This is a genomic window from Ruegeria sp. HKCCSA071 (genome assembly GCF_017872555.1).
Taxonomy (GTDB): domain Bacteria; phylum Pseudomonadota; class Alphaproteobacteria; order Rhodobacterales; family Rhodobacteraceae; genus Ruegeria.
In genome coordinates this window covers 989,578-1,010,638 of the sequence record NZ_JAEDOX010000001.1, presented here as the reverse complement: position 1 = coordinate 1,010,638, position 21,061 = coordinate 989,578, and the positions used below count along the sequence as shown (strand labels likewise).

Sequence of the window (21,061 nt, the reverse complement as noted above, 5' to 3'; positions counted from 1 at the left end):
CGTCACGCTGTTAGTGCGCGGGGCGAATGAACGTGCCATTGCGCAGCTCGCGAAATGCCTGTTCCAGTTCGGCCCGCGTGTTCATCACGATGGGGCCATGCCAAGCGACGGGTTCGTTGATCGGAGCCCCAGAGATCAGCAAGAACCGCACGCCTTGGGGGCCAGCCTGAACGGTGATTTCATCGCCCGTGCCAAAACGGACAAGCGTGCGATCCCCTGACATGTCGCGGATATTGACCTCTTGCCCGGCGATTTCCTTTTCCAGCAGCACACCTGTCGGCTGCGAGGCATCGGCAAAGGCGGCCTGACCCTGAAACACATAGGCGAAAGCACGGCGGTACGTATCGATCCGGAAAGTTTTCTTCACACCCGCCGGGACAGAGATATCCAGATATTGTGGGTCAGCAGCTATCCCGTCTACGGGACCGGTCTTACCCCAGAACTCACCCACGATCACCCGCACTGTCGTGCCATCGTCATCGGTGACTTCGGGGATGTCCTTGCTTTGGACGTCCTGATAGCGCGGGGCGGTCATCTTCTGGTCCGAGGGCAGGTTGCCCCACAACTGGAAGCCGTGCATCTGGCCCGAGATGTTGCCGCTTGGCATTTCCTGATGCAGGATACCGGATCCTGCGGTCATCCATTGCACATCACCGGCACCAAGCGTGCCGGTGTTGCCCAGCGAATCCGAATGCTCGACTGTGCCGGTCAGGACGTAAGTAATCGTTTCAATTCCCCGGTGCGGGTGCCAGGGAAAACCGGCCTGATAATCCTGCGGGCGTTCATTTCTGAAATCATCAAACAGCAGAAAGGGATCCAGTTCGGACGGGTCCTGAAACCCGAATGCGCGGTGAAGTTTCACACCAGCCCCTTCCATTGTGGGGATGGCTTTGCGTGTTTCCAACGTCGGTCTAAGGGACATGTTTGCCTCCGTGTCGTCTGGGCAGCATGTAATCTCTGCGCCACGGCAGTCAATTTGCATGAAATAACCGGACCTGTGCGAAATTGTTTGCAGCCAAACCCCTGTTGTTTCCGGCGCAAAATGGCTAGATCGAAGCGGATCAGACAGGAGACATCCATGCAGGACGAAGTGCTGGCAACAATTCAGGCCTCATCCCCAAGACGATGGACCGGGGTAGGGATGCTGACAACGGTTGGAATGCTGGTTACCTATGTCGCGCTGGCATCGCCACCCGAACCGGTTTGGCAGGTGTTTCTGTTTATCGTTGGCGGTGCATCACTTTGGTTGGCGCTTCGCGTCTGGCGCGCCACAGAAGATTGTATCGAACTGACGCGGACCGAGTTACGGACAGGATCGGGTCAGGTCATCGCGGACGTGGCCGATATTGAAACGGTGGATAGGGGTGTTTTCGCGTTCAAACCGTCAAACGGCTTTCTGATCCGTACGCGAAACAAAGCGGTGAACCGCTGGGCTCCGGGGTTGTGGTGGCGGGTTGGTCACCGGGTTGGCGTGGGCGGCATGACATCTGCCGCCGAGGCCAAGTTTATGTCCGAAATTCTATCCGCTATTTGTGCAGACGAACGGGGTCTGGGTTAAGTTACAAGCAACTTCGTTTGTAAAGCGGGGACGGGTAAAGATGAAGTTCTCAAAGGTGATACCTGTCGCAAAATCCCAGCCCGGTCTGAACGTGGGGATGTATTCATTGGACGTTTCAACCAGAATAACGGTGTCCTGATTGGGCATCGGTGGCAAGCGGTCTTCGATTTCTCCGATCTTGTCGTCGTCCCACTCATTGTCAAAGCCGCGTACAGTCGACCAGCGAACGTAGTGGCGATCATCGTCCTCATCGTAAACAATCAGTGAGACCCGCATTTTCACATCTGACCGGTTATTGACCATCTTCCCTGCCAAATCGTGCAGCGAGTCGATATACACATCGGTCACAGCCTGCGTTTCACGCGAAATCAGATCGCTGATCGTATAAGCTGCCTTCAGGTTGGACGCGCTTTGACGAAACCCCTCGAATGCAGTGAACGTGAACGTGATCGTCCATAGCATCAGTGGAAAAATCATGAGGGCTTCAACGGTCAGAATGCCGCTTTCGTCTTTTTTGAAGACTTTGACGCGATTTTTCAGGATTTGGAGTACAGACATGATCTTACAGTGGCTCCTGTACGAATGCTGTCGTCGCGGTCACCGCGTAGTGGCCGGTAGCGTCCGGGACAAGCTTGGCAATGGCTGATGTCTCAAGAACCGGATCTATGCGCAGGCAGGCCCGCAGGATCATCAACTCATTGGATTGGCCGCTTTTGAAATCCAGAACCGGTTTGGGATCTTCGGAACTGTCCGTGCAGGGGACGTTGTCCGAAAGCACGATCCCAGCGAACGCGTCCTGTTTAATCATTTGCAGCCGCAAGTTCCCCGTACAATCCTGGATGCCGGAAACATCGCAAATCCGATCTCTGATCACGTCGTGATCCCAGTTGGTACCGGTGCCCAGGCGAATATCTCTTACGATCAGATCAACCCCACGCTCCAAAGCAGCATGTCGCATTGTGATGATAGACAGCTCGGCTCCTGCCACGAGAAGCGCCAGGAAGAAGGGTACGAGCATGATGAACTCGATTGTCGCATTGCCTGCCTCAGATTGCCGAAACAGGCGGAGATGCGACAGCTTTCTGCTGATCATTGGGTTAGCCTCAGTTTGCGGATCGAAGATGCGATGGATTCAAAGGCTTTCTCAAGGTTCAGGCCACTTACGTCATAGACGTGGCTGTCAGAGCTGGCACAGTCTTTCAGGGTCCTGTACCCACTTCTGGGCGCCTCGAATGCAATGCCGTAAACGATGATACCCTGATCCTTGGCCGCGTCACAAACGTGCTTGGTGTGCTGGTTCTTGGCCGATGTTTCGACTTTCGCATAGGCCTTGGAATACCATTCCGCCCACCCGCTGGACTGCCAGTAATAGTTGTCGCGTGCATTCGAGGCCAAAGAAATTCGATTGAAGAGTTCAGGATATGTCAGCCGAACCGCTGTTCCGAGTTCTTCGTTCAGATGTGTCTCTGGTTCCGGATTTCCGTAGGGGTGATCTGCCCAAACGCCCTGCTGAGGCCAAAAGAAATTCGGACGACCCTGAGAATGATACACAGTGTATTCTCCGGCTTCCGAGTTGTACCAGACATCTGACATGCCTTCGCGCAGCGATGGGTTAAGCATGTATTGATCGGTGTTTTGACCATCGGTCATAACAATGGCGATCTTCAGAACGTCGGTACCATAGTCCGACGGACGGACCGAGAACTTTGATGGCACTATAGTTGTACCAGCATAGGCGGGGTCCTGCTCCAGCGACAGGTCCTGAACAATTCCTCGCATGCTTGGGTCCAGCAGCGCTGTTCCCCACTTCATCCCAATATCGATTGATGTGTTTCCACCGGGCGTGAGGGACGCAATCTGGGCAAGTAGCTTGTTCATATTGTCGGTGACAGGGGTGATCGCACTTCCGGCACGGACAGGACAAACAGGCAATCTGATTGATCCTTCAGAGTAGGTGAAAGGATCGAAATGTGCAGTGCGTTCGAGGGTGTCATCCCGTTCCAGATCAGAATCGCTGTACTGTTCCGGAATAAAGTTTACGCAGTGCGAATAGCTGTGTTCCTGTGTGACATTTGTGAACTTGTCTAGGATTGATGCCCCCGCGTTGACCTGCGTTGCGTATGGAACAATCGAGATTGAAATCTGCGTTTCGTCAGGTTTGTCCAGCATGAGCCTGACAAATTCCGACGCAGCTTCTCTCAACACTGCGATTTTTGTTTTCGATGGTGTGGCAGACGAGCGAGACATAGAGCCGGAGATGTCGAGAACCAACGAGATTTCAACAGCGCCAATGGATTCTTCAGCCGCGCTGGTCGCAACAAGACCCAGTTCGGTGACTTTACCGAACCTTAGATAGCGCGTCGGGACAACCGCTTCGGCGGTAGCGCTTACTTTCTTGGAACCGAACCCTTCGACAACCGTCGTAATGGCGTTCAGATTACCCAGCCCGGCCTTGTCCATGTAGGAATCGACAACGGCCTTTGCAGGAAGGTCCTGATCGAGGTCCGCGGCGGCAAGCACAGCGCGGTCCAGTGTGGATTGTAGGCTGGCGCGGTCGCGTTCATACTTCATGACATCCATGGCCATGCCGGTAATCGCCAGCATCAGGACCACCATGAACAGTACGAAAATAGTGAAGACACCATCTTCATTCCGAGCGAATTGCTCTAAATTGAACGTTTTGCGCTTCGGTTTCGAGCCGTCGTTACAAAGCAATGAATTTCGCATTCTGGTTACTCCGCTTCACACGTCGAATTCGTGCGTCAAAGAAAAAGAGATTTGGGACAAAGTTAATTTTCAAACGTGGCGTGAATTGGGCGAAAAAGGCTTGGTTTTGGCCTTTTTACGCGCCTAAGGGGTATAATTCCGACCGTTTCAGGTGATCTGTCGATGAAATGAAAACAATTCGTTAAGGAGTTGGCCGATCTGAGCGACTCACCCTAGGGCAACTGCGCCTGCGTTCGTAAATTGATTAAAAAAAGTGCATTGTTTGATTGCAGCAGGCCGCCAGTGGTGCGACAAAACGTCGTGACGTATCGTCATGTACCGCTACGGAGGATTTTATGACCGGCATCAAAGAACCCAGCTTTCGTCAAAGTGTTGACCTGATGTTCAACAGGGCCGCAGCCCTGATGGAACTGCCGCCGGGGTTGGAGCAAAAGATCCGTGTCTGCAACGCAACCTACACAGTTCGATTCGGTGTGCGGCTGCGTGGTGAAATCCATACCTTCACCGGTTACAGGTCTGTCCACTCGGAGCATATGGAGCCGGTCAAGGGCGGTATTCGATATGCCACTGCGGTTAACCAGGACGAAGTTGAAGCTTTGGCTGCGCTGATGACCTATAAGTGCGCTCTCGTTGAGACGCCGTTTGGTGGCTCCAAGGGTGGGCTTTGCATTGATCCACGAGAATACGAAGAACATGAACTGGAACAAATCACGCGGCGCTTTGCCTATGAGCTTGCAAAGCGAGACCTGATCAACCCATCGCAAAACGTGCCTGCGCCCGATATGGGCACTGGGGAGCGTGAAATGGCTTGGATGGCTGACCAATACGCACGGATGAACACAACGGACATCAATGCGCGCGCCTGTGTGACAGGAAAACCGCTGAATGCCGGTGGTATCGCGGGGCGGGTCGAGGCGACCGGGCGCGGCGTTCAATACGCGTTGCGCGAGTTCTTCCGCCACCCTGAGGACATCCAGAAAGCAGGCTTGTCAGGTAAACTGGATGGAAAGCGCATTATCGTGCAGGGGCTTGGTAATGTAGGTTATCACGCTGCAAAGTTCCTCAGCGAGGAAGATAGCGCGCGCATAACCGGAATCATCGAATGGGACGGCGCGCTATTTAATCCCGACGGCATTGACGTCGAAGCCGTGCGTCAGTGGATTGTCAAACATGGCGGCGTAAAAGACTATCCCGACGCGACCCATTCCGCTGAAGGTGCAGCAGTGCTGGAGGCCGATTGCGACATTCTGATCCCGGCGGCATTGGAAGGTGTCATCAACCTGTCGAACGCCGATCGGATCAAGGCGCCGCTGATTATCGAAGCTGCCAATGGTCCGGTTACCGCCGGCGCGGATGAAGTCCTGCGCAAGAAGGGCACAGTGATTATCCCCGACATGTATGCAAATGCGGGCGGTGTGACGGTTTCTTACTTCGAATGGGTCAAGAACCTTAGCCACATCCGCTTTGGCCGGATGCAGCGTCGTCAGGAAGAATCGCGCCACGAACTGATTGTCAGCGAGTTGGAACGGCTGGACCGGTACCTAGGCGATGCCTGGTCGATGTCGCCGGACTTCAAGGCCAAGTACCTCAAAGGCGCGGATGAGCTTGAGCTGGTGCGCTCGGGTCTCGACGACACGATGCGTATTGCCTACCAGTCGATGCGTGAAGTGTGGCACAGCCGCGACGATGTCGAAGACCTGCGTACCGCGGCCTATATCGTGGCGATTGATCGCGTTGCGAAAAGCTACCGCGCCAAGGGGCTCTGAAGCAGGCGGGCGGGGTGATCATTTCGCCCCGCCGGTACGCGCCGCGGCTTGAATGTCGATGGCGGCCCGATAGTTTGACGGATAATAGACACTCAGAGAAACGAATCCCGGAGACCTCCATGTTGCGTATAGCCATTGTCGCGGCTCTGCTGGCCACCCCTTTGGCCGCTCAGGAAACCAAGGAACAAAGCTGCAAATATCAGGCGGATGTGGTGGCAGCGATCCAAAAGGCGCGGCTGGACCGCGTAAAAGAACGCGATGTGGCGCAAGCCGTGGCGGATAGCGGCCCGACATGGCCCGAAAACTACAATGCTGCAATCCCGCTGATCACGCCTTGGGTTTATGAGCAAAAGATGCGGGACGTGCGCAAAAAGGATCTGGGCGCCGCTTGGCTTGAGCTGTGTTTGCAGCAATAATCCACAGCCCGGACATTTCCCTGTGGACAACCGCGCGCCATCCCCTTGGCGCGCGTTCCTGTTTCTGTCAGGTTTGACTCATGTCATTGCCCCCCGGATTTCTGGACGAATTGCGCACGCGGCTCAGCCTGTCTCAGGTTGTCGGGCGCAAGGTTATGTGGGATCAACGCAAGTCCAATCAGGGCAAAGGGGACATGTGGGCGCCTTGCCCGTTTCATCACGAAAAGACGGCCTCATTCCATGTCGATGATCAGAAGGGGTTTTATTACTGTTTTGGCTGTCATGCCAAAGGGGACGCGATCAGTTTTGTGAAAGAGACTGAGAATGTCTCGTTCATCGAAGCTGTCGAGATTCTGGCCCGCGAAGCCGGGATGCCGATGCCTGCGCGCGACCCGAAGGCGCAGGAAAAACAGGACCACCGCACACAGCTGGCTGATGTGATGGAACAGGCTGTGCAGTTCTTCCGCCTGCAACTCAAGACCGGGGCAGGAGCCGCCGCACGAGACTACCTCGCGCGCCGCGGGTTGAACGCGCAAGCGCTGGATCGGTGGGAGATTGGATTTGCTCCGGACGATTGGCAGGCGCTGTGGGACCATCTTCGCGGCAAGAACGTGGCCGAGGATCTGATCCTTGGGGCCGGGCTGGCCAAGCCTTCAAACAAAGGCAAAAAGCCCTACGACACCTTCCGCAACCGCATCATGTACCCGATCCGCGACCCGCGCGGACGTTGCATCGCGTTTGGCGGGCGGGCGATGGACCCCAATGACAACGCGAAATACCTGAACTCGCCCGAGACCGAGCTATTCGACAAAGGGCGCAGCCTTTACAATCAAGGCCCGGCACGACAGGCGGCAGGCAAGGGTCAGCCGCTGATCGTGGCCGAAGGCTATATGGACGTGATCGCGCTGGCCGAAGCAGGTTTTGGCGCGTCGGTTGCCCCTTTGGGAACGGCCATCACCGAACATCAATTGCAACTGCTGTGGCGAATATCGGACGAGCCGATCATTGCGCTGGACGGCGACACAGCAGGTCTGCGCGCTGCGATGCGGGCGGTTGATCTGGCTTTGCCGCTGCTCGAAGCTGGAAAGTCGTTGCGGTTTGCCCTGATGCCAGAAGGCAAAGACCCCGATGACCTGCTGCGCGCCGAAGGGGCAGGCGCTGTGAAGGCCGTGCTGGATGGTGCCATTCCGATGGTCAAGTTGCTTTGGCAGCGCGAGACCGACGGCAAGGTGTTCGACAGCCCCGAACGCAGATCTGCGTTGGACAAAGCACTTTGGGAAAAAATCAAGTTAATCCGGGATAAGTCGATACGAAATCACTATCGACAAGAAATTAGGGATCTACTTTTCCATTTCTATCGCTCTCAGAAACAAATCCCTGCGCGAATCTGGAAGTCCAAAAGGGAGCAGGACCTTAAGTCCGCTGGACCGACACAAGGCACTCTTACTTCCTTCTTAGTCACTCAGAAGAACAGCGCGGATATTCGTTGGAAGGAAAGTGTAATTCTCGCAATCGCAATATTGACACCCGCCTTGGTTGTCCAGTTCGAACATCAGATTGATGAAATGTCGTGCCTAGATCCCGAACTGAATGCGATGCGGGATGTTTTGCTCAGACACGCAATCGACGACCCGGAAAATATCAAAGACCATATTGTTGCAGCTTTAGGACCTGAACCCCTTGAAAACCTGCTGGCGCTTAGCCATGTCGCCATAATACCCTGTGTGCGAAACCCAGGCGACGTTGAGAAGGCCGAGATGACACTCGCCGAAGAACTCGCGAAAATCAAAGCGCTCCGGGGGCGTGAGGAAGAAGTAGTTGAGGGTCAAGAAGAGATCACAGCTACTCCGGATGAAACACTTACATACCGACTTGGTCAGGCGGCAGAAGAACTTAATCGCGCAACACGAAGTCAAAACGAAGACAAGGCTGTATACGATGTTGCACACAACGGTGCTCGCTTGAAGAAAGCTGAACGAGATGGCTTTGCTGATTCCCTTGCCAAGATCGATTTCACTCGGAAACGCCGGTAAAATGGTGTTTTCGTAAGGCACTGGAAAAGAAAAACGGGTAAACGGGTGGCCGAATCACTTCTACGCGCTAATGATTCGGATCAAACGAATCACCCATCCCTGCAGGAGCATTGAATGGCCGCCAAAGACACGACCGAAGATCGCAAATCCGACGAGCAGGACCAGGAAATCTCGCTGGACATGAGCCAGGCCAACGTCAAGAAGATGATCGCCGAGGCCCGCGAGAAAGGTTACATCACCTACGATCAGCTCAATCAGGTTTTGCCGCCCGATCAGGTCAGCTCGGAACAGATCGAAGACGTTATGTCTATGCTGTCCGAGATGGGCATCAACATCATCGAAGATGAAGAGGCTGAAGAAGAAGAGAACAAGGGCTCGACCGAACTGACGACCACCGAAAGCAACCGCGAGGTTGCGTTGGCCGGGGCTGCCACCGAAAAGCTGGACCGCACCGACGACCCCGTTCGCATGTATCTGCGCGAGATGGGTTCGGTTGAACTGCTGAGCCGTGAGGGCGAGATTGCCATCGCCAAGCGGATCGAAGCAGGGCGCAACACCATGATTGCTGGTCTGTGCGAAAGCCCGCTTACCTTTCAGGCGATCACAATCTGGCACGACGAATTGCTGTCCGAGGACATTCTGCTGAGGGATGTCATCGATCTGGAAACCACGTTCGGCAACCAGTTGGACGAAGACGGCGACGCGCCAGTTGTAGACGCGTCGGCGGTGCAGGCTGCGAAACCCGCGAAAGAGGCCGGGCCGGAACTGGATGCCGATGGCAACCCGATCACCAGCGACGACGACGATGACGAAGACGATCAGGCCAACATGTCGCTGGCCGCGATGGAAGCGGCATTGAAGGATCAGGTTCTGACCACGCTGGAGCGGATCTCAACCGATTTCGCGATGCTGTCCGAAATGCAGGACAGCCGCATTTCGGCCACCTTGAACGAGGATGGCACGTTCAGCGAAAAAGACGAAGAGACTTATCAGAAGTTGCGGGCCGAGATTGTGCAACTGGTGAATGGTCTTCACCTGCACAACAACCGGATCGAAGCGCTGATCGACCAACTTTACGGTATCAACCGTCGCGTCATGTCGCTGGACAGTTCGATGGTGAAGCTGGCCGATCAGGCACGGATCAACCGTCGCGAGTTCATTGACGAATACCGCGGGCGTGAACTGGACCCCAACTGGCTGGCCGAAATGGCGGAAAAGCCGGGCCGGGGCTGGCAGATGTTCATCGAACGCTCGACCGCGAAGGTCGAAGAACTGCGCAACGACATGGCTCAGGTCGGCCAATATGTGGGTCTGGACATCAGCGAATTCCGCCGCATCGTTCAGCAGGTCCAGAAGGGCGAAAAAGAGGCGCGGCAGGCCAAGAAAGAAATGGTCGAAGCCAACCTGCGTCTGGTGATTTCGATCGCCAAGAAGTACACGAACCGCGGCCTGCAATTCCTTGATCTTATTCAGGAAGGTAATATCGGCCTGATGAAGGCGGTAGACAAGTTCGAATACCGCCGCGGCTATAAGTTCTCGACCTATGCAACGTGGTGGATTCGTCAGGCTATCACGCGTTCAATCGCGGATCAGGCGCGCACGATCCGTATTCCGGTTCATATGATCGAAACGATCAACAAGCTGGTCCGGACCGGTCGCCAGATGCTGCACGAGATCGGCCGGGAGCCGACACCTGAGGAACTGGCCGAAAAGCTGCAAATGCCGCTTGAGAAGGTTCGCAAGGTGATGAAAATCGCCAAAGAGCCGATTTCGCTGGAAACTCCGATTGGTGACGAAGAAGACAGCCAGCTGGGTGATTTCATCGAGGATAAGAATGCCGTGCTGCCTCTGGACAGCGCCATTCAGGAGAACCTCAAGGAAACCACCACACGGGTCTTGGCCTCGCTCACCCCGCGTGAAGAACGTGTGCTGCGGATGCGTTTCGGCATCGGTATGAACACCGACCACACGCTGGAAGAGGTGGGTCAGCAGTTCAGCGTGACCCGCGAACGTATCCGCCAGATCGAAGCGAAGGCGCTGCGCAAGCTGAAGCATCCCAGCCGATCCCGAAAACTTCGGTCCTTCCTGGATCAATAAGTATCAAGGCGCCTCACCCGAGGCGCCTTTTTTCATTCCGGACACACTTCACGATGGCCTGTTCTCCCATCACATTGGCGGGAATGCACAAGGGCTGGACCTTCTGTCCTTCTATATCCGTTCTGTCCACTCATGGGACGGGCCGGGGCGAGGTTTTTCAAGCTGATGACCCCCGGTCTCACGTCCGTATCGGGTGTTCTGTTCGCGTCTTGAACGCGCTGGGCGGCTGGCCAGTCCAACGTTTGAAAGCGGTCGAAAATGCGGCCTGATCCGCATAGCCCAGCGAATAGGCGATTTCGGACAAGGGCATTTCATTCTTGATAAAGGTCTGCGCCAGGTCGCACCGCAGATCGTCGACAACATCGCGGTAGCTGGTGCCTTCGTCCCTGAGGCGCCTGCTGAAGGTTCTAAGGCTCATCCCCAGATCAGCCGCGAGGCTTTCGGCCTGCGGGATTGCGCCGGGCAGGGATCGGGTAACCAGCCCTTCGACCTTGGCACGGGTCAGATGTTTGGGCGCGCCTCTCTCAGAAAGCAGGCGATCTGCATATTCCAGCAAGTGCTCTCTGAGTTGGGGGTCATAAGTCGGTACAGGCAGGTCCAGCGCTGAAAGGGGCAGGATAATCTCGAGGTTCTCAGCCCCAAAGGTAACGGGAAAACCGGCAAGCTTTTCAAATCTTCGGGCGTGGTCACCGACCCTGTGCTGAAACCGAATTTCTATCGGATAGAGATTGACTTGCGTCAGGTTCCGCATTCTGGCCAGGGCAGCAAATATCAGGAATTCGGTGCGTCTGTGATACCGCGCAAATCCGGGGTCTTTCCACTCGGCTTCCAAGGTCGCAAAGTTACCCGCGACGCGCAGGTTAAGCGCGATGGCAGGGTCGATGATACCGTGAAAGCGCGAGAGGTTCTCCATCACCTGTTTCAGGTCGCGGGAATACTTGCTGATATAGGCGGTCACGGTCGAGGCTGATGTAACCTCAAGACCCGTGCGGGCCGCAAACGTTATGTCATGGGTGGCGTCACATGCATAACGGATAAACAAAGCCTCGCTTTGTACGCTGTAGGTGGTCACCGGCGGCGCGATATCCTGAGGGCGCAGCCCTGCCATTTTCAGGACATCGCAGGACATGTCGCCATTTCCGGAATAGCGGTCCAGCGCCTGAACAAACAGATGAAGTCGGCCGATATCGACATCCATCGCGAAACAGTACCTCAAATTTTCAATTACATACACAAACTATTGCGGAATTGTCTTTCAGGATCGACGGTGCTGACAAGTGGATTTCACACAGAAACAAGCCGTCGGTGGCAGTTTCTCGAAATTTTTTGACCGGTATGGACAAGCATCGCCATGTGCAACGAACCAATTCAGTGGTGTTGCCGGGTCCAGACCTTTATGGGGATGAGGTCAGAGCCTCGGGGAAATCACCAGCCTCTGGTTAAGGCTCCCCGGCACGCCCCCACACCTTTCATACATGTCGCATTGCTTCGCTCAGGTGGTTTTGTCAGGCTGGCTTTAAGTCAATAGTTCCGGTGTAAAACCTTGCAGGATATTTTTGAGAATACAGCGGTTTATGACAAAAACCTAATTGTGTTTGACGGCGAATGCGTGCTGTGTTCGGGGTTTTTCCAGTTTATGCTGAAACGTGACCAGCGCCATGTTTTTCAATTTGCAACGGCGCAGTCCCCGCTTGGGCAAAAGCTATATCGTGATCTCGGCCTTCCCACACAGGATTTTCCAACAAATCTGGTGGTCGTGAATGGCGCTGTTTTTCAGCATCTGGATGCATTTGCAGCGGCGATGCGACAGTTGCGCGGCCCATGGTCGCTGTTATCAATGTGTCGGTTTCTGCCTTGGCTCATCAAGGATCCGACCTATCGCCTGATCGCACGAAACAGATATGCATTCTTTGGGCGTTCCGAAACATGTCTGGTTCCCAGTCCCGATATCAGGGCTCGTTTTGCCGAAAACGGGTACTAGCGATGGGCGATCCCTTTCTTAAGGCGGTAGGATCGACCGAAAAGTTGCCAGAGGCGGTTCGAGTTTTGCACATGAGCGAGGGCTGCTTTGCAGGACGTTGCGACATCGAACGTGGCAAAGGGATATGGGTTGCCCTTGCAACACGTCTGGCCGGGTTTCCGCAAAGCGGCAAAGACGTCCCCGTCTCCCTGCACATTGATATTAATGGCGAATTCTGGTCATGGAATCGGAATTTTGCGGGCCACAAAACCCGATCAACTCTGAAATATGATACAAAAAGAGAGTGTGTCCGTGAATCTTTTGGCGCGATCTCGATCTGGTTGCAGCCCGTTTGGCGGGAAAATGGGATGCATATCAAAATCCTCCGCCTGACCGTGTTTGGCATCCCGATGCCATCTTTTACCTTGCCGCGATCAAGAACGCGCGAATGGCAGGACAAAGCGGGGCGCTTTCGGTTTGATGTGTCTGCAGACGCGCCGGGACTGGGAATGTTGATCAGATACCAGGGCTGGCTCACGCCGGTTCACGCATCGCACGAGACGGACTAAACAGAACGTGAGCGACCCTGTGCCGACGAAGCTTATGGCCTAACCTTTTTGAGACACACAATCAGGGAATTATGACAATGAAACATACACGGACATTTGCCGCGCTTGCCGCCCTGGCGTTCAGCATTCCAATGACGGCTGACGCGGCGCCGCACGGTTACCGGACCGAGCCGATAAACGCCACTGACTTCGAGGTTATTCCGCGAGGCGACCGGCGCACCGAAGGATACTGGTGCGCCGCAGCGGATTATGCTCGGCGTACATTGGGCGCGGGCTGGCGCGATCCAATCTATGTGTTGCGTGGGTATGGGCCAAGCGTCACCACCGGGCGTAAGACGGCGGTTCAGTTTTCGATCAAGCCGCCCCAGAATGTCGATGTACAGCCAAGCAGTTTTGTTACAATCGGTTTTCAACCTAGCGACAGCATGTCTGTACAAGGCGCGAATGCCAGGTGTAACTATCGACCGTTCTATAACGACTGACAGAACGGCGAGACACCGCGAATGCAGACTGAATTTGCAATCCGTACAAAAGGATCAGGGTTATACGAATTCACGTCTGAAGTGACGCGGTGGCTGGGGCAGGTGGCGACGGATGGATTGCTGACGCTTTTCGTTCGCCACACTTCCTGTTCATTGCTTATTCAGGAAAACGCGGACCCCGAAGTTCAAACTGATCTTCGGGCGTTCTTCGAAAGGCTGGTGCCGCCATCCGATCACCCGTCAATGTCGTATCTAAGGCATACCTACGAAGGCCCCGATGACATGCCAGCGCATATAAAGGCTGCGCTGTTGCCGGTATCCTTGTCGATACCTGTGGTGCAGGGTCGCCCATGCCTTGGAACATGGCAGGGGATCTATCTGTTTGAACACCGCACGGTACCACACCAGAGACGGATTGCAGCACACCTGACCTGACCCTTTATCTAGCGGTTGAAATTTCCGACTACCCAAACCCTAGTTGCTGCCCTATAGTTGTGGATAAGTAAGTCGCAGCACTTACAAAAAGAGGCGGAACAAGGGACGAGGAGACGGCGGATGCGCTGCCCGTTTTGCGGAAATATCGATACTCAGGTAAAAGATTCACGCCCGGCAGAGGATCACGTGGCAATCCGCCGACGTCGGTTCTGCCCAGCATGTGGCGGGCGGTTCACGACCTATGAGCGTGTGCAGCTGCGTGATCTGGTTGTCATAAAGACCAATGGTAAACGCGAAGATTTCGACCGCGATAAACTGGAACGTTCGATCCGCATATCGATGCAGAAACGGCCGGTTGATCCCGAGCGGATCGATCAGATGATTTCGGGTATTGTGCGCCGGCTGGAAAGCATGGGCGACACGGATATCCCGTCCCACAAGATCGGTGAGATCGTTATGGAAGCTCTGGCGCGGATCGATACCGTCGCTTATGTTCGCTTTGCGAGTGTGTACAAGAATTTCCAGGCGGCCGATGATTTCGAGGAGTTTGTCCACGAACTGCGACCGCCGCAGCCTTCGACGGACGAGTGAGCGAAACAGATAAGCGGTTTATGGCGCTGGCTCTGTCATTGGGGCGGCGCGGCCAGGGGACGTGCTGGCCAAACCCTGCCGTGGGTTGCGTTATCGTGCGCAAAGGCCGGATTGTCGGGCGCGGTTGGACCCAGCCGGGCGGCCGTCCCCATGCCGAGACTGAGGCTTTGGCGCAGGCCGGGCAGGCCGCGCGTGGCGCGACCGCCTATGTGACTTTGGAGCCCTGCGCCCATCACGGAAAGACACCGCCCTGTGCCGAGGCATTGATTGCTGCGGGTGTCACCCGTGTCGTGGCAGCCGTGGAAGACAGCGATCCGCGTGTCGCAGGGCAGGGCTTTGCCAAGCTGCACGAGGCCGGGATTAAGGTCGTAACCGGTGTCCTCGCAGAGCAGGCGGAACGTGATCTGGAAGGCTTCTTCCTGAAAACCGAGCAGGGCCGACCTTTTGTAACCCTCAAGCTGGCCAGCAGTTTTGACGGGCGGATCGCAACCTCGACCGGGCACAGCCAATGGATTACCGGGCCACAGGCGCGCCGCGTCGTCCATGCCATGCGCGCGCGACACGATGCGGTGATGGTCGGTGCCGGTACGGCGCGGGCCGACGACCCGTCACTGACGGTTCGGGACCTTGGCATTGATCATCAGCCCGTGCGCGTTGTGGTTTCGCGCCATATGGACATATCCCTGATGGGGCATTTGGCTCGCACGGCATCAAAGACACCTGTCTGGCTCTGCCATGCGCATCACCCGGATGCAGAGCGCGCGAAAGCCTGGGAAAGACTAGGTGCAAAGCTGATCCCCTGCGCGTTGAGGGATCATCAAATTGACGCGGTCGATCTTCTCCAACAGTTGGGACAAGCCGGTCTGACCAGCGTCTTCTGCGAAGGTGGGGCGGCGCTGGCAGCGTCGCTACTGGCCGAGGATCTGGTGGATGAACTGGTCGGATTTACTGCCGGATTGACCATCGGTGCCGAAGGTCTGGCTGCTGTGGGAACATTGGCTTTAACGACACTGGACGCCGCGCCACGGTTCGAACTGATCGAAGCGAAAGTGGTGGGTGGTGATATCCTGCACCGTTGGCGCAGGGCGTCGGACTAGCGTTAGCGCCACAAGTGCGCATGTGTCGCAAACACACCCTGAAGTTTTGACAGAACACGATTGAACGGACCGGTCGGAGCACAAGTGCCCTGCGCCAGACGTTCAACGGCAACCTCGACGGGGCAGGGTTGCCCTGTGACAGGGTCGAAATAACGTGGGTAATCAATCAGGGTGGCATGGACGAGGCCCATCAACGTCGGTCTTGCGCCACGCCGGGCGGGAACAGCCCCCAGATCCGTTGTCAGCCCCCAACCCGCATAAAAGGGCGCGCCCAGAGTTGTAACCTTCACGCCGCGCAGCAAAGCTTCGAACCCCAGAAGCGATGTCATGGTCCATACTTCCTGCACGTGCGGCAACAATGATGCGGGGTCTGTTTGGGTTACGACAATGTCTGCAATCGCCTCGGCATCGATCCTGCCTTCGCGCAGACCCGCTTCGACATCGGGGTGAGGTTTGTAAATCAGGATCGCATCGGGATTGGCGTCGCGCACAGTTTTCAGCAGGTCCAGATTGTTGCGAACCGCGCTGGTTCCCAACAGGATCGAGGCATCGTCCTCGACCTGTCCGGGCACAAGAATACGATGGCCTTCGGGCAGGCGGCTGGTCGGATTGCCGGTATTGTATTTGCTCAGGCCTGCGGCCAAAAGGTTTTCGACAAGACGTTCCGCGCGCAGGTCCTGATCCGGCCTCAACGTTTCACGCAAAGTGATCAGCTCTTCCAACTGGCTGGGTTTTGTCGGGTCGTAATAGATACCGATCTCGTCCGTCACTAGCGACAATGGCGGGACTAGTTCCGCCCCAAGCCCGCGTGAACGCAGGAACCCGTCTTCGACCCGAACCGCCCCTTCGGTGTTCCTTGCCTGGCTGGCCCAGACCATGTGGGGGCGGTCCGGTGTGCTGGCTTGAGATGCCGTGAAACGCAGCGTTCCATGTTGCCCGAAAAACTGTTGCAAATGCCTGCGTTTCCACAAGCGCATCCCGGATGCCGTCCAGCCGTTCTTGTCCTGTCGCCAGGCGCGGGTCTGTGCCTCTAACGTGTTCAGCACCGTTTCCAGCTCGCACAGTTGATCGCGATAGGGATCGTACCAAGTCGGGTACAGCAGCATGGCGGCCGCGAACAATTGCGCCCGTGTCAGGCTGCGCTGGCGGCGCGGAACGGGTCTGTCATCCTGCGTCAGGCCCCATCCGGCATAGAAAGGTTGGCCGAACACACGCGGTTTGTGGCCCGCCAGAATTGCCTCGAACCCCAGTTGCGAGGACACGGTGTAAACAGCAACGGCCCCTTCAAGCAACGGCCATGGGCTGATCGGGTCGTTGAACCGTGATATCCGGTCTGACAAGTCCTGATCGGTGAAATGCCCCTGACGGTGACCCGCCAGTGTTTCAGGATGTGTCTTGATCAGGATACGCGCGCCGGGGTTTTCCTCCTGCGCCAAGACAAGCATTTCAAGAAACCGGGCGCGGTCCGCTCCGCTTGCAGTTACTGAAGCATCGCCGACCGTCTGATCGATCACCAGAACATAACCCGGATCGGGTGGATCAAGATCGAGATCGAAGGCGGAATATTTGCTGAGGTTAAGCTCTCTGATCCGCGTGATCGCGGCGCGGGCACGGTCCAGCAGGGCCGTGTCATCCAGAGGGTGCGTGGTCAGCACTGTCTCAAGTTCAGACGGCGTGGCGGCATCGAAATGCAGGCCGGAACGATCCAGCAACAGCCCCAAGGGGGGCTCGCCATTCCGGCCCGGGTGCCGAGATCTGAGAAAGGCGTCCTCGACCCGCAGAACCGGGGCAGCGTGTTTTTCGGCGATCTTAAGGCCGCGATGTGCTGTCGGGCTGTTGCCCCAGACGCCTACGCAATCGCCTTCTTTCGGAAGTCCCAGACAAATGTCGTAACCCGAAAGCGTCAGAATTCGTCTCAGACGTTTCTGGGTCAGAAAGCCGCCGTTATAGACAAACAGCCGATTTAGCCCGCTCCCGGCTGACGTGTCGGGATCGGGACGCATGCATCAATTGCCAGTTAGCGTGGCAACGTTTGCAACGGGCGTCAGACCGCCTGCGATAAGTGAGATCGACTTGCTCCACTGCGCATAGGGCGCTTCGGTCACGTAGATTGTATCATCATCCCGGATCACGAAATCGCGTGCAATGAACAGGCCGTTGGGGGCTGTCAGGTTCAGCAGGTAGATCATGCGCTGATCCCCTTTGAGGTCGGCGCGTCCGGTGATACTGCGGGCGACATCCTGACGTTCCTTGCGCAGAATGAATATTCCCGTTGGATCCGAGGAAAGCGTCAGCAGACCACCGACCTGCGCCAAGGCTTCCAGAGCCGACAGGTCCTGACTTTCAAATGCCACGCGCGACTGGCCCCCGGTTGCGCCAAGGGCGATATACGATCTGCTGTCCTCTTCCACCAGAATGCGGTCGCCACCGCGCAGGGCGACGTCCAGCTTGGGGTTGCGGAACAGGTCCTCGTACCAAACGGTACCCTTCTGATCGCCCCGGATCAGGGTCACCAGCGCGATGTCCGACGCGACCGAGACCCCGCCCGCCTGGGACAACATACCAAGCAGCGATCGGGTTGGCCGTTCAATCGGATAAATGCCCGGTGCGGCGACCGTGCCCGTCAGCGAGACGGTGGACCCGTCACCCGCGACGCGCCGTACTTCGACCTGCGGGTCCGGCGTTTGTTCCTGAAGCTTGTCTGTGATCAGAACGCGCAGCTGTTCCGGCGTGTTTCCCGCGGCCCGAATCCGGCCTGCATAGGGGACAAAGATAAATCCGTCACTATCGACCTGAACCTCGTTCAACGCGGTCGCAAGACCGGTTTCGCCTGACAGCAAGCCATCGTCGACGTTTTCCCAGATGGTCAGCCCCAGCACGTCACCAGGGCGGACGGTATCTGCGGTCAATGTCTGGGCACTGCTGAAGGAGGACGAAAAGCCATACTGAGGAATGGCGGACGTCGCGCGTGTGACATTGTCGTCAACTTCAACGACATATGCGTTGCCCCCGTTTTGAACTGAACCGGCCAGAATTTCGGATTTGTTCGGTCCGGATTTTGGCAACTGGCACGCAGCCAGCAGACCAATTGCAGCCACAAGGGACACACCCCGCATCCATCGCCTAGGAGAGACTTTCACCGCCCGATACCCTCAGTCTTTTGTAGTTGCGTGAAGACTAGCTGGTAAGTTGCTTAACTTCCAGTCACACACCACCCGTTTCATTCGACGACTTTCAACTGTGTCGTTCGCGCCTCGTTCGTATTCAGGACCGATTGGTAAGGATCGTTGGTGTCCAAAAGCATATCCACGGCGCGGCGCAGCAGCTGACGGCGGCCTTGTCTTGAATAGAACCCGCCGGGTACCTGACTGGTTTCCAGAAGAAATTGCCGATAACAGCGATAGGCCTCGGTATCCGGGTGGCGGGGATCGGCGAAAAACGCTGCGATCGGCTGCTGTGAGACGAAATCGGGCTTGTCGTAAACCGAACGCCCGAAAATGCGCAATGGAATACCCCGCCACAGGACCTGCTGTCCAGCGGTGGAATTCACGGTGACGGCCGAACTCGCCTCATCCAGCAATCTGGCCAGCTTGCCGCCCGGCACATAATGAACACGGTCGCCGATGCCGTGTTTTCTGGCAATTTCACGGGCCCGGCGTCGCAACGGTTCGCGATGGTTTTCCAAGGGGTGTTCCTTTACCACCAGCCTGTGATGGGCGGGCGCGCCTTGTGCAAATCCTTCGATTACCAGCTCAAGAAATTCACACATACCCGAAAAGCTGGAATGAGCCTGCACCGAACTGTCATGCCCAAGCTGCAACAGTACCAGATGATAGGGGTATCCGCCCCATCTGACCCGCGCCGTCGCCAAACTTCGCTGAAGACGGTGAAAAGGCATCAAAAACAGTCGCTTGAGGTACAATCTGAATTCCTGCGAGACAGGCAATTCCCTGTGCGGTTGAAAGTTGCGGTAGCGACAGTTCAGGGCCATCACGAACCAATGATAAAGGGCGCCATAGAAGATATGGTGCCGCATGTCTCCCCAATGCGACGGGGGCGGCGGTGCCTTTCGGTCGGACAGGGCCATGGCCTGACGCATCTGCTGAATATCCAGCGACATCAGCATTGAGTTTCCATTTGACCCGTCCCGCTCATAAGTCACCCACCAGGGGCGCAGATACCCTTCCTCGAATACATGTACGGTAACTCCGCACGACCGCGCGATTTCGACCGCACGCGCATGGATGGGTCTGGTGTCGCCATAAAGAACAATATCCGTAACAGCTTTTTCAGCGATCAAAGAGGACAGTGTTGCGGGCCAGTTTTCCGGTTTGTCCTGAAACGGGATGTAACTTGCCTTGTCGAACCAGAACGCCTGATCACCTGCATTGAACCCAACCCGCCAGACCCGGGCCCCCGTGGCGCGTAACATACGCCCCAAGGCCGGGAAAAAAGGTCCGTGCGGGCCCTGAAGGAACAGGAAGACCCGATCATGAGACCTTGAAGGCGGGTGCGGCATCCGAACTGCTCGTATTGTTGTTGTTGCCAAAACTATGCCCGTTTGGTGGGTGTACGGCAAGGCAGGGCTTGCCCGCGCGGCCCGTTGGCCTTACCTCGACGGTGAAAGTCAGGCACAGGTTAGGAACTGAGGGTTAACGGAATGTTTACAGGGATCGTCACCGACATGGGCACCGTCGCCGAGCTGGAGCAGCAGGGAGACCTGCGTGCGCGGATCAGGACCACCTATGACACTGCGGGCATCGATATCGGGGCCTCGATTGCCAGTGACGGTGTGTGCCTGACCGTGATCGCGTTGGGCGACGATTGGTATGACGTCCAGATCAGCGCGGAAACCGTTTCGAAAACCAATCTCGACACCTGGGCTGTCGGCAAGCGTGTCAATCTGGAACGCGCCCTGAAGGTTGGTGACGAACTGGGCGGTCACATCGTTTCGGGCCATGTGGATGGCGTAGCCGAGGTGATCGCGATCAAGGAAGACGGCGACAGCACCCGCGTCACCCTACGCGCGCCAAAAGATCTTGCACGGTTTATCGCGCCCAAAGGGTCGGTGGCACTGAACGGCACATCCCTGACGGTCAATGACGTGACAGATTGCGATTTTGGCATCAACTTCATTCCACACACCAAAGAGGTCACCACTTGGGGTGACGTGCAGGTCGGTGACAGGGTCAATCTTGAGATCGATACGCTGGCCCGTTATGTGGCGCGTCTGGCCGAAATGCCCTGATACGATACGTCGCGTCGGAACAGACCTGCGCCGTTTGTGGACTGGTCTTTGTGCCCTCAGTGGTCTATTCCGCCGTTCAAAC

20 protein-coding genes are annotated in these 21,061 nt (G+C 56.3%); 12 read left to right on the top strand and 8 right to left on the bottom strand.

The annotated features are described in order from the left end of the window. Window positions 1-10: 10 nt before the first annotated feature. Window positions 11-922: a pirin family protein gene (locus I9188_RS05040; protein ID WP_209504325.1), complete on the bottom strand. Its 912-nt coding sequence runs from the start codon at window positions 920-922 to the stop codon at window positions 11-13. Between the two features lie 156 nt (window positions 923-1,078). On the opposite strand from I9188_RS05040, the gene I9188_RS05035 reads away from it, so the two are divergent. Then, complete coding sequence (locus I9188_RS05035) at window positions 1,079-1,558, top strand: hypothetical protein (protein ID WP_209504324.1); 480 nt, start codon at window positions 1,079-1,081, stop codon at window positions 1,556-1,558. On the opposite strand, the gene I9188_RS05030 is transcribed toward I9188_RS05035, so the two are convergent. Genes I9188_RS05030 through I9188_RS05020 form a run of 3 tightly spaced genes read right to left on the bottom strand, consistent with a single transcriptional unit; the run spans window position 1,520 to window position 4,285 of the window. After that, the gene (locus I9188_RS05030; protein ID WP_209504323.1) at window positions 1,520-2,116 is read right to left on the bottom strand and encodes a pilus assembly protein; all 597 of its coding nucleotides are present in this window, start codon (window positions 2,114-2,116) and stop codon (window positions 1,520-1,522) included. The two genes, I9188_RS05035 and I9188_RS05030, sit on opposite strands and share 39 nt — an antisense overlap. Window positions 2,117-2,120: 4 nt before the next feature. Beyond that, window positions 2,121-2,651, bottom strand: coding sequence for a TadE/TadG family type IV pilus assembly protein (locus I9188_RS05025; RefSeq protein ID WP_209504322.1), 531 nt, complete (start codon window positions 2,649-2,651; stop codon window positions 2,121-2,123). Further along, window positions 2,648-4,285, bottom strand: a complete 1,638-nt coding sequence (locus tag I9188_RS05020; RefSeq protein ID WP_209504321.1) for a TadE/TadG family type IV pilus assembly protein — start codon at window positions 4,283-4,285, stop codon at window positions 2,648-2,650. Before I9188_RS05020 ends, I9188_RS05025 begins: the two co-directional genes overlap by 4 nt. A gap of 335 nt (window positions 4,286-4,620) precedes the next feature. On the opposite strand from I9188_RS05020, the gene I9188_RS05015 reads away from it, so the two are divergent. The 4 genes from I9188_RS05015 to rpoD all read left to right on the top strand — a co-directional run bounded on the left by I9188_RS05015 (window position 4,621) and on the right by rpoD (window position 10,597). Further along, on the top strand, window positions 4,621-6,051 hold the full coding sequence (locus I9188_RS05015; protein ID WP_209504320.1) for a Glu/Leu/Phe/Val dehydrogenase: 1,431 nt from the start codon (window positions 4,621-4,623) through the stop codon (window positions 6,049-6,051). Window positions 6,052-6,170: 119 nt separating this feature from the next. Beyond that, window positions 6,171-6,467, top strand: a complete 297-nt coding sequence (locus I9188_RS05010) for a hypothetical protein (RefSeq protein ID WP_152457544.1) — start codon at window positions 6,171-6,173, stop codon at window positions 6,465-6,467. An 80-nt stretch (window positions 6,468-6,547) separates the two neighbouring features. Next, window positions 6,548-8,500, top strand: a complete 1,953-nt coding sequence (dnaG, locus tag I9188_RS05005) for a DNA primase (protein ID WP_209504319.1) — start codon at window positions 6,548-6,550, stop codon at window positions 8,498-8,500. 114 nt (window positions 8,501-8,614) lie between these two features. Next, the gene (gene rpoD / locus I9188_RS05000; protein ID WP_209504318.1) at window positions 8,615-10,597 is read left to right on the top strand and encodes an RNA polymerase sigma factor RpoD; all 1,983 of its coding nucleotides are present in this window, start codon (window positions 8,615-8,617) and stop codon (window positions 10,595-10,597) included. Between the two features lie 178 nt (window positions 10,598-10,775). Here rpoD and I9188_RS04995 read toward each other — a convergent pair whose 3' ends face one another. Further along, window positions 10,776-11,795: an AraC family transcriptional regulator gene (locus I9188_RS04995; RefSeq protein ID WP_209504317.1), complete on the bottom strand. Its 1,020-nt coding sequence runs from the start codon at window positions 11,793-11,795 to the stop codon at window positions 10,776-10,778. Window positions 11,796-12,233: 438 nt separating this feature from the next. Between I9188_RS04995 and I9188_RS04990 the strand changes: the two genes are divergently transcribed. From I9188_RS04990 to ribD, 6 genes are all read left to right on the top strand, one after another. Then, window positions 12,234-12,578 carry a DCC1-like thiol-disulfide oxidoreductase family protein gene (locus tag I9188_RS04990; protein ID WP_348540327.1) on the top strand — a complete coding sequence of 115 codons (345 nt, stop codon included), beginning with the start codon at window positions 12,234-12,236 and terminating at the stop codon, window positions 12,576-12,578. Then, window positions 12,524-13,126, top strand: a complete 603-nt coding sequence (locus I9188_RS04985; RefSeq protein ID WP_348540320.1) for a DUF4166 domain-containing protein — start codon at window positions 12,524-12,526, stop codon at window positions 13,124-13,126. The genes I9188_RS04990 and I9188_RS04985 overlap by 55 nt, the downstream gene beginning before the upstream one ends. Window positions 13,127-13,203: 77 nt before the next feature. Then, entirely contained in the window at window positions 13,204-13,608 is a 405-nt protein-coding gene (locus I9188_RS04980; RefSeq protein WP_245220417.1) for a hypothetical protein, read from the top strand. Between the two features lie 21 nt (window positions 13,609-13,629). After that, complete coding sequence (locus tag I9188_RS04975) at window positions 13,630-14,043, top strand: secondary thiamine-phosphate synthase enzyme YjbQ (protein WP_209504314.1); 414 nt, start codon at window positions 13,630-13,632, stop codon at window positions 14,041-14,043. Between the two features lie 120 nt (window positions 14,044-14,163). Beyond that, entirely contained in the window at window positions 14,164-14,634 is a 471-nt protein-coding gene (gene nrdR / locus I9188_RS04970; RefSeq protein ID WP_209504313.1) for a transcriptional regulator NrdR, read from the top strand. Then, window positions 14,631-15,731, top strand: a complete 1,101-nt coding sequence (ribD, locus tag I9188_RS04965) for a bifunctional diaminohydroxyphosphoribosylaminopyrimidine deaminase/5-amino-6-(5-phosphoribosylamino)uracil reductase RibD (RefSeq protein ID WP_209504312.1) — start codon at window positions 14,631-14,633, stop codon at window positions 15,729-15,731. Before nrdR ends, ribD begins: the two co-directional genes overlap by 4 nt. Before the next feature lie 2 nt (window positions 15,732-15,733). Here ribD and I9188_RS04960 read toward each other — a convergent pair whose 3' ends face one another. The 3 genes from I9188_RS04960 to I9188_RS04950 all read right to left on the bottom strand — a co-directional run bounded on the left by I9188_RS04960 (window position 15,734) and on the right by I9188_RS04950 (window position 20,250). Beyond that, complete coding sequence (locus tag I9188_RS04960; RefSeq protein ID WP_209504311.1) at window positions 15,734-17,734, bottom strand: capsular polysaccharide biosynthesis protein; 2,001 nt, start codon at window positions 17,732-17,734, stop codon at window positions 15,734-15,736. Between the two features lie 3 nt (window positions 17,735-17,737). Continuing rightward, entirely contained in the window at window positions 17,738-18,871 is a 1,134-nt protein-coding gene (locus tag I9188_RS04955) for a polysaccharide biosynthesis/export family protein (protein WP_348540319.1), read from the bottom strand. Between the two features lie 80 nt (window positions 18,872-18,951). Then, the gene (locus I9188_RS04950; RefSeq protein ID WP_209504310.1) at window positions 18,952-20,250 is read right to left on the bottom strand and encodes a capsular biosynthesis protein; all 1,299 of its coding nucleotides are present in this window, start codon (window positions 20,248-20,250) and stop codon (window positions 18,952-18,954) included. Between the two features lie 141 nt (window positions 20,251-20,391). Here I9188_RS04950 and I9188_RS04945 point away from each other — a divergent pair, with 141 nt between their 5' ends. After that, complete coding sequence (locus I9188_RS04945) at window positions 20,392-20,979, top strand: riboflavin synthase (RefSeq protein ID WP_209504309.1); 588 nt, start codon at window positions 20,392-20,394, stop codon at window positions 20,977-20,979. Window positions 20,980-21,061: the final 82 nt, after the last annotated feature.

Bases quoted from the DNA above. Each gene is read 5' to 3' on its own strand.
- I9188_RS05015 (WP_209504320.1), top strand. From the start codon at position 4,621: ATGACCGGCATCAAAGAACCCAGCTTTCGTCAAAGTGTTGACCTGATG.
- I9188_RS05025 (WP_209504322.1), bottom strand. From the start codon at position 2,651: ATGATCAGCAGAAAGCTGTCGCATCTCCGCCTGTTTCGGCAATCTGAG.
- I9188_RS05040 (WP_209504325.1), bottom strand. From the start codon at position 922: ATGTCCCTTAGACCGACGTTGGAAACACGCAAAGCCATCCCCACAATG.
- dnaG (WP_209504319.1), top strand. From the start codon at position 6,548: ATGTCATTGCCCCCCGGATTTCTGGACGAATTGCGCACGCGGCTCAGC.
- I9188_RS05030 (WP_209504323.1), bottom strand. From the start codon at position 2,116: ATGTCTGTACTCCAAATCCTGAAAAATCGCGTCAAAGTCTTCAAAAAA.
- I9188_RS05035 (WP_209504324.1), top strand. From the start codon at position 1,079: ATGCAGGACGAAGTGCTGGCAACAATTCAGGCCTCATCCCCAAGACGA.
- I9188_RS04985 (WP_348540320.1), top strand. From the start codon at position 12,524: ATGTCTGGTTCCCAGTCCCGATATCAGGGCTCGTTTTGCCGAAAACGG.
- I9188_RS04975 (WP_209504314.1), top strand. From the start codon at position 13,630: ATGCAGACTGAATTTGCAATCCGTACAAAAGGATCAGGGTTATACGAA.
- I9188_RS04990 (WP_348540327.1), top strand. From the start codon at position 12,234: ATGCTGAAACGTGACCAGCGCCATGTTTTTCAATTTGCAACGGCGCAG.
- I9188_RS04960 (WP_209504311.1), bottom strand. From the start codon at position 17,734: ATGCGTCCCGATCCCGACACGTCAGCCGGGAGCGGGCTAAATCGGCTG.
- I9188_RS05010 (WP_152457544.1), top strand. From the start codon at position 6,171: ATGTTGCGTATAGCCATTGTCGCGGCTCTGCTGGCCACCCCTTTGGCC.
- nrdR (WP_209504313.1), top strand. From the start codon at position 14,164: ATGCGCTGCCCGTTTTGCGGAAATATCGATACTCAGGTAAAAGATTCA.
- I9188_RS04995 (WP_209504317.1), bottom strand. From the start codon at position 11,795: ATGGATGTCGATATCGGCCGACTTCATCTGTTTGTTCAGGCGCTGGAC.
- I9188_RS05020 (WP_209504321.1), bottom strand. From the start codon at position 4,285: ATGCGAAATTCATTGCTTTGTAACGACGGCTCGAAACCGAAGCGCAAA.
- I9188_RS04950 (WP_209504310.1), bottom strand. From the start codon at position 20,250: ATGCCGCACCCGCCTTCAAGGTCTCATGATCGGGTCTTCCTGTTCCTT.
- rpoD (WP_209504318.1), top strand. From the start codon at position 8,615: ATGGCCGCCAAAGACACGACCGAAGATCGCAAATCCGACGAGCAGGAC.
- I9188_RS04980 (WP_245220417.1), top strand. From the start codon at position 13,204: ATGAAACATACACGGACATTTGCCGCGCTTGCCGCCCTGGCGTTCAGC.
- I9188_RS04945 (WP_209504309.1), top strand. From the start codon at position 20,392: ATGTTTACAGGGATCGTCACCGACATGGGCACCGTCGCCGAGCTGGAG.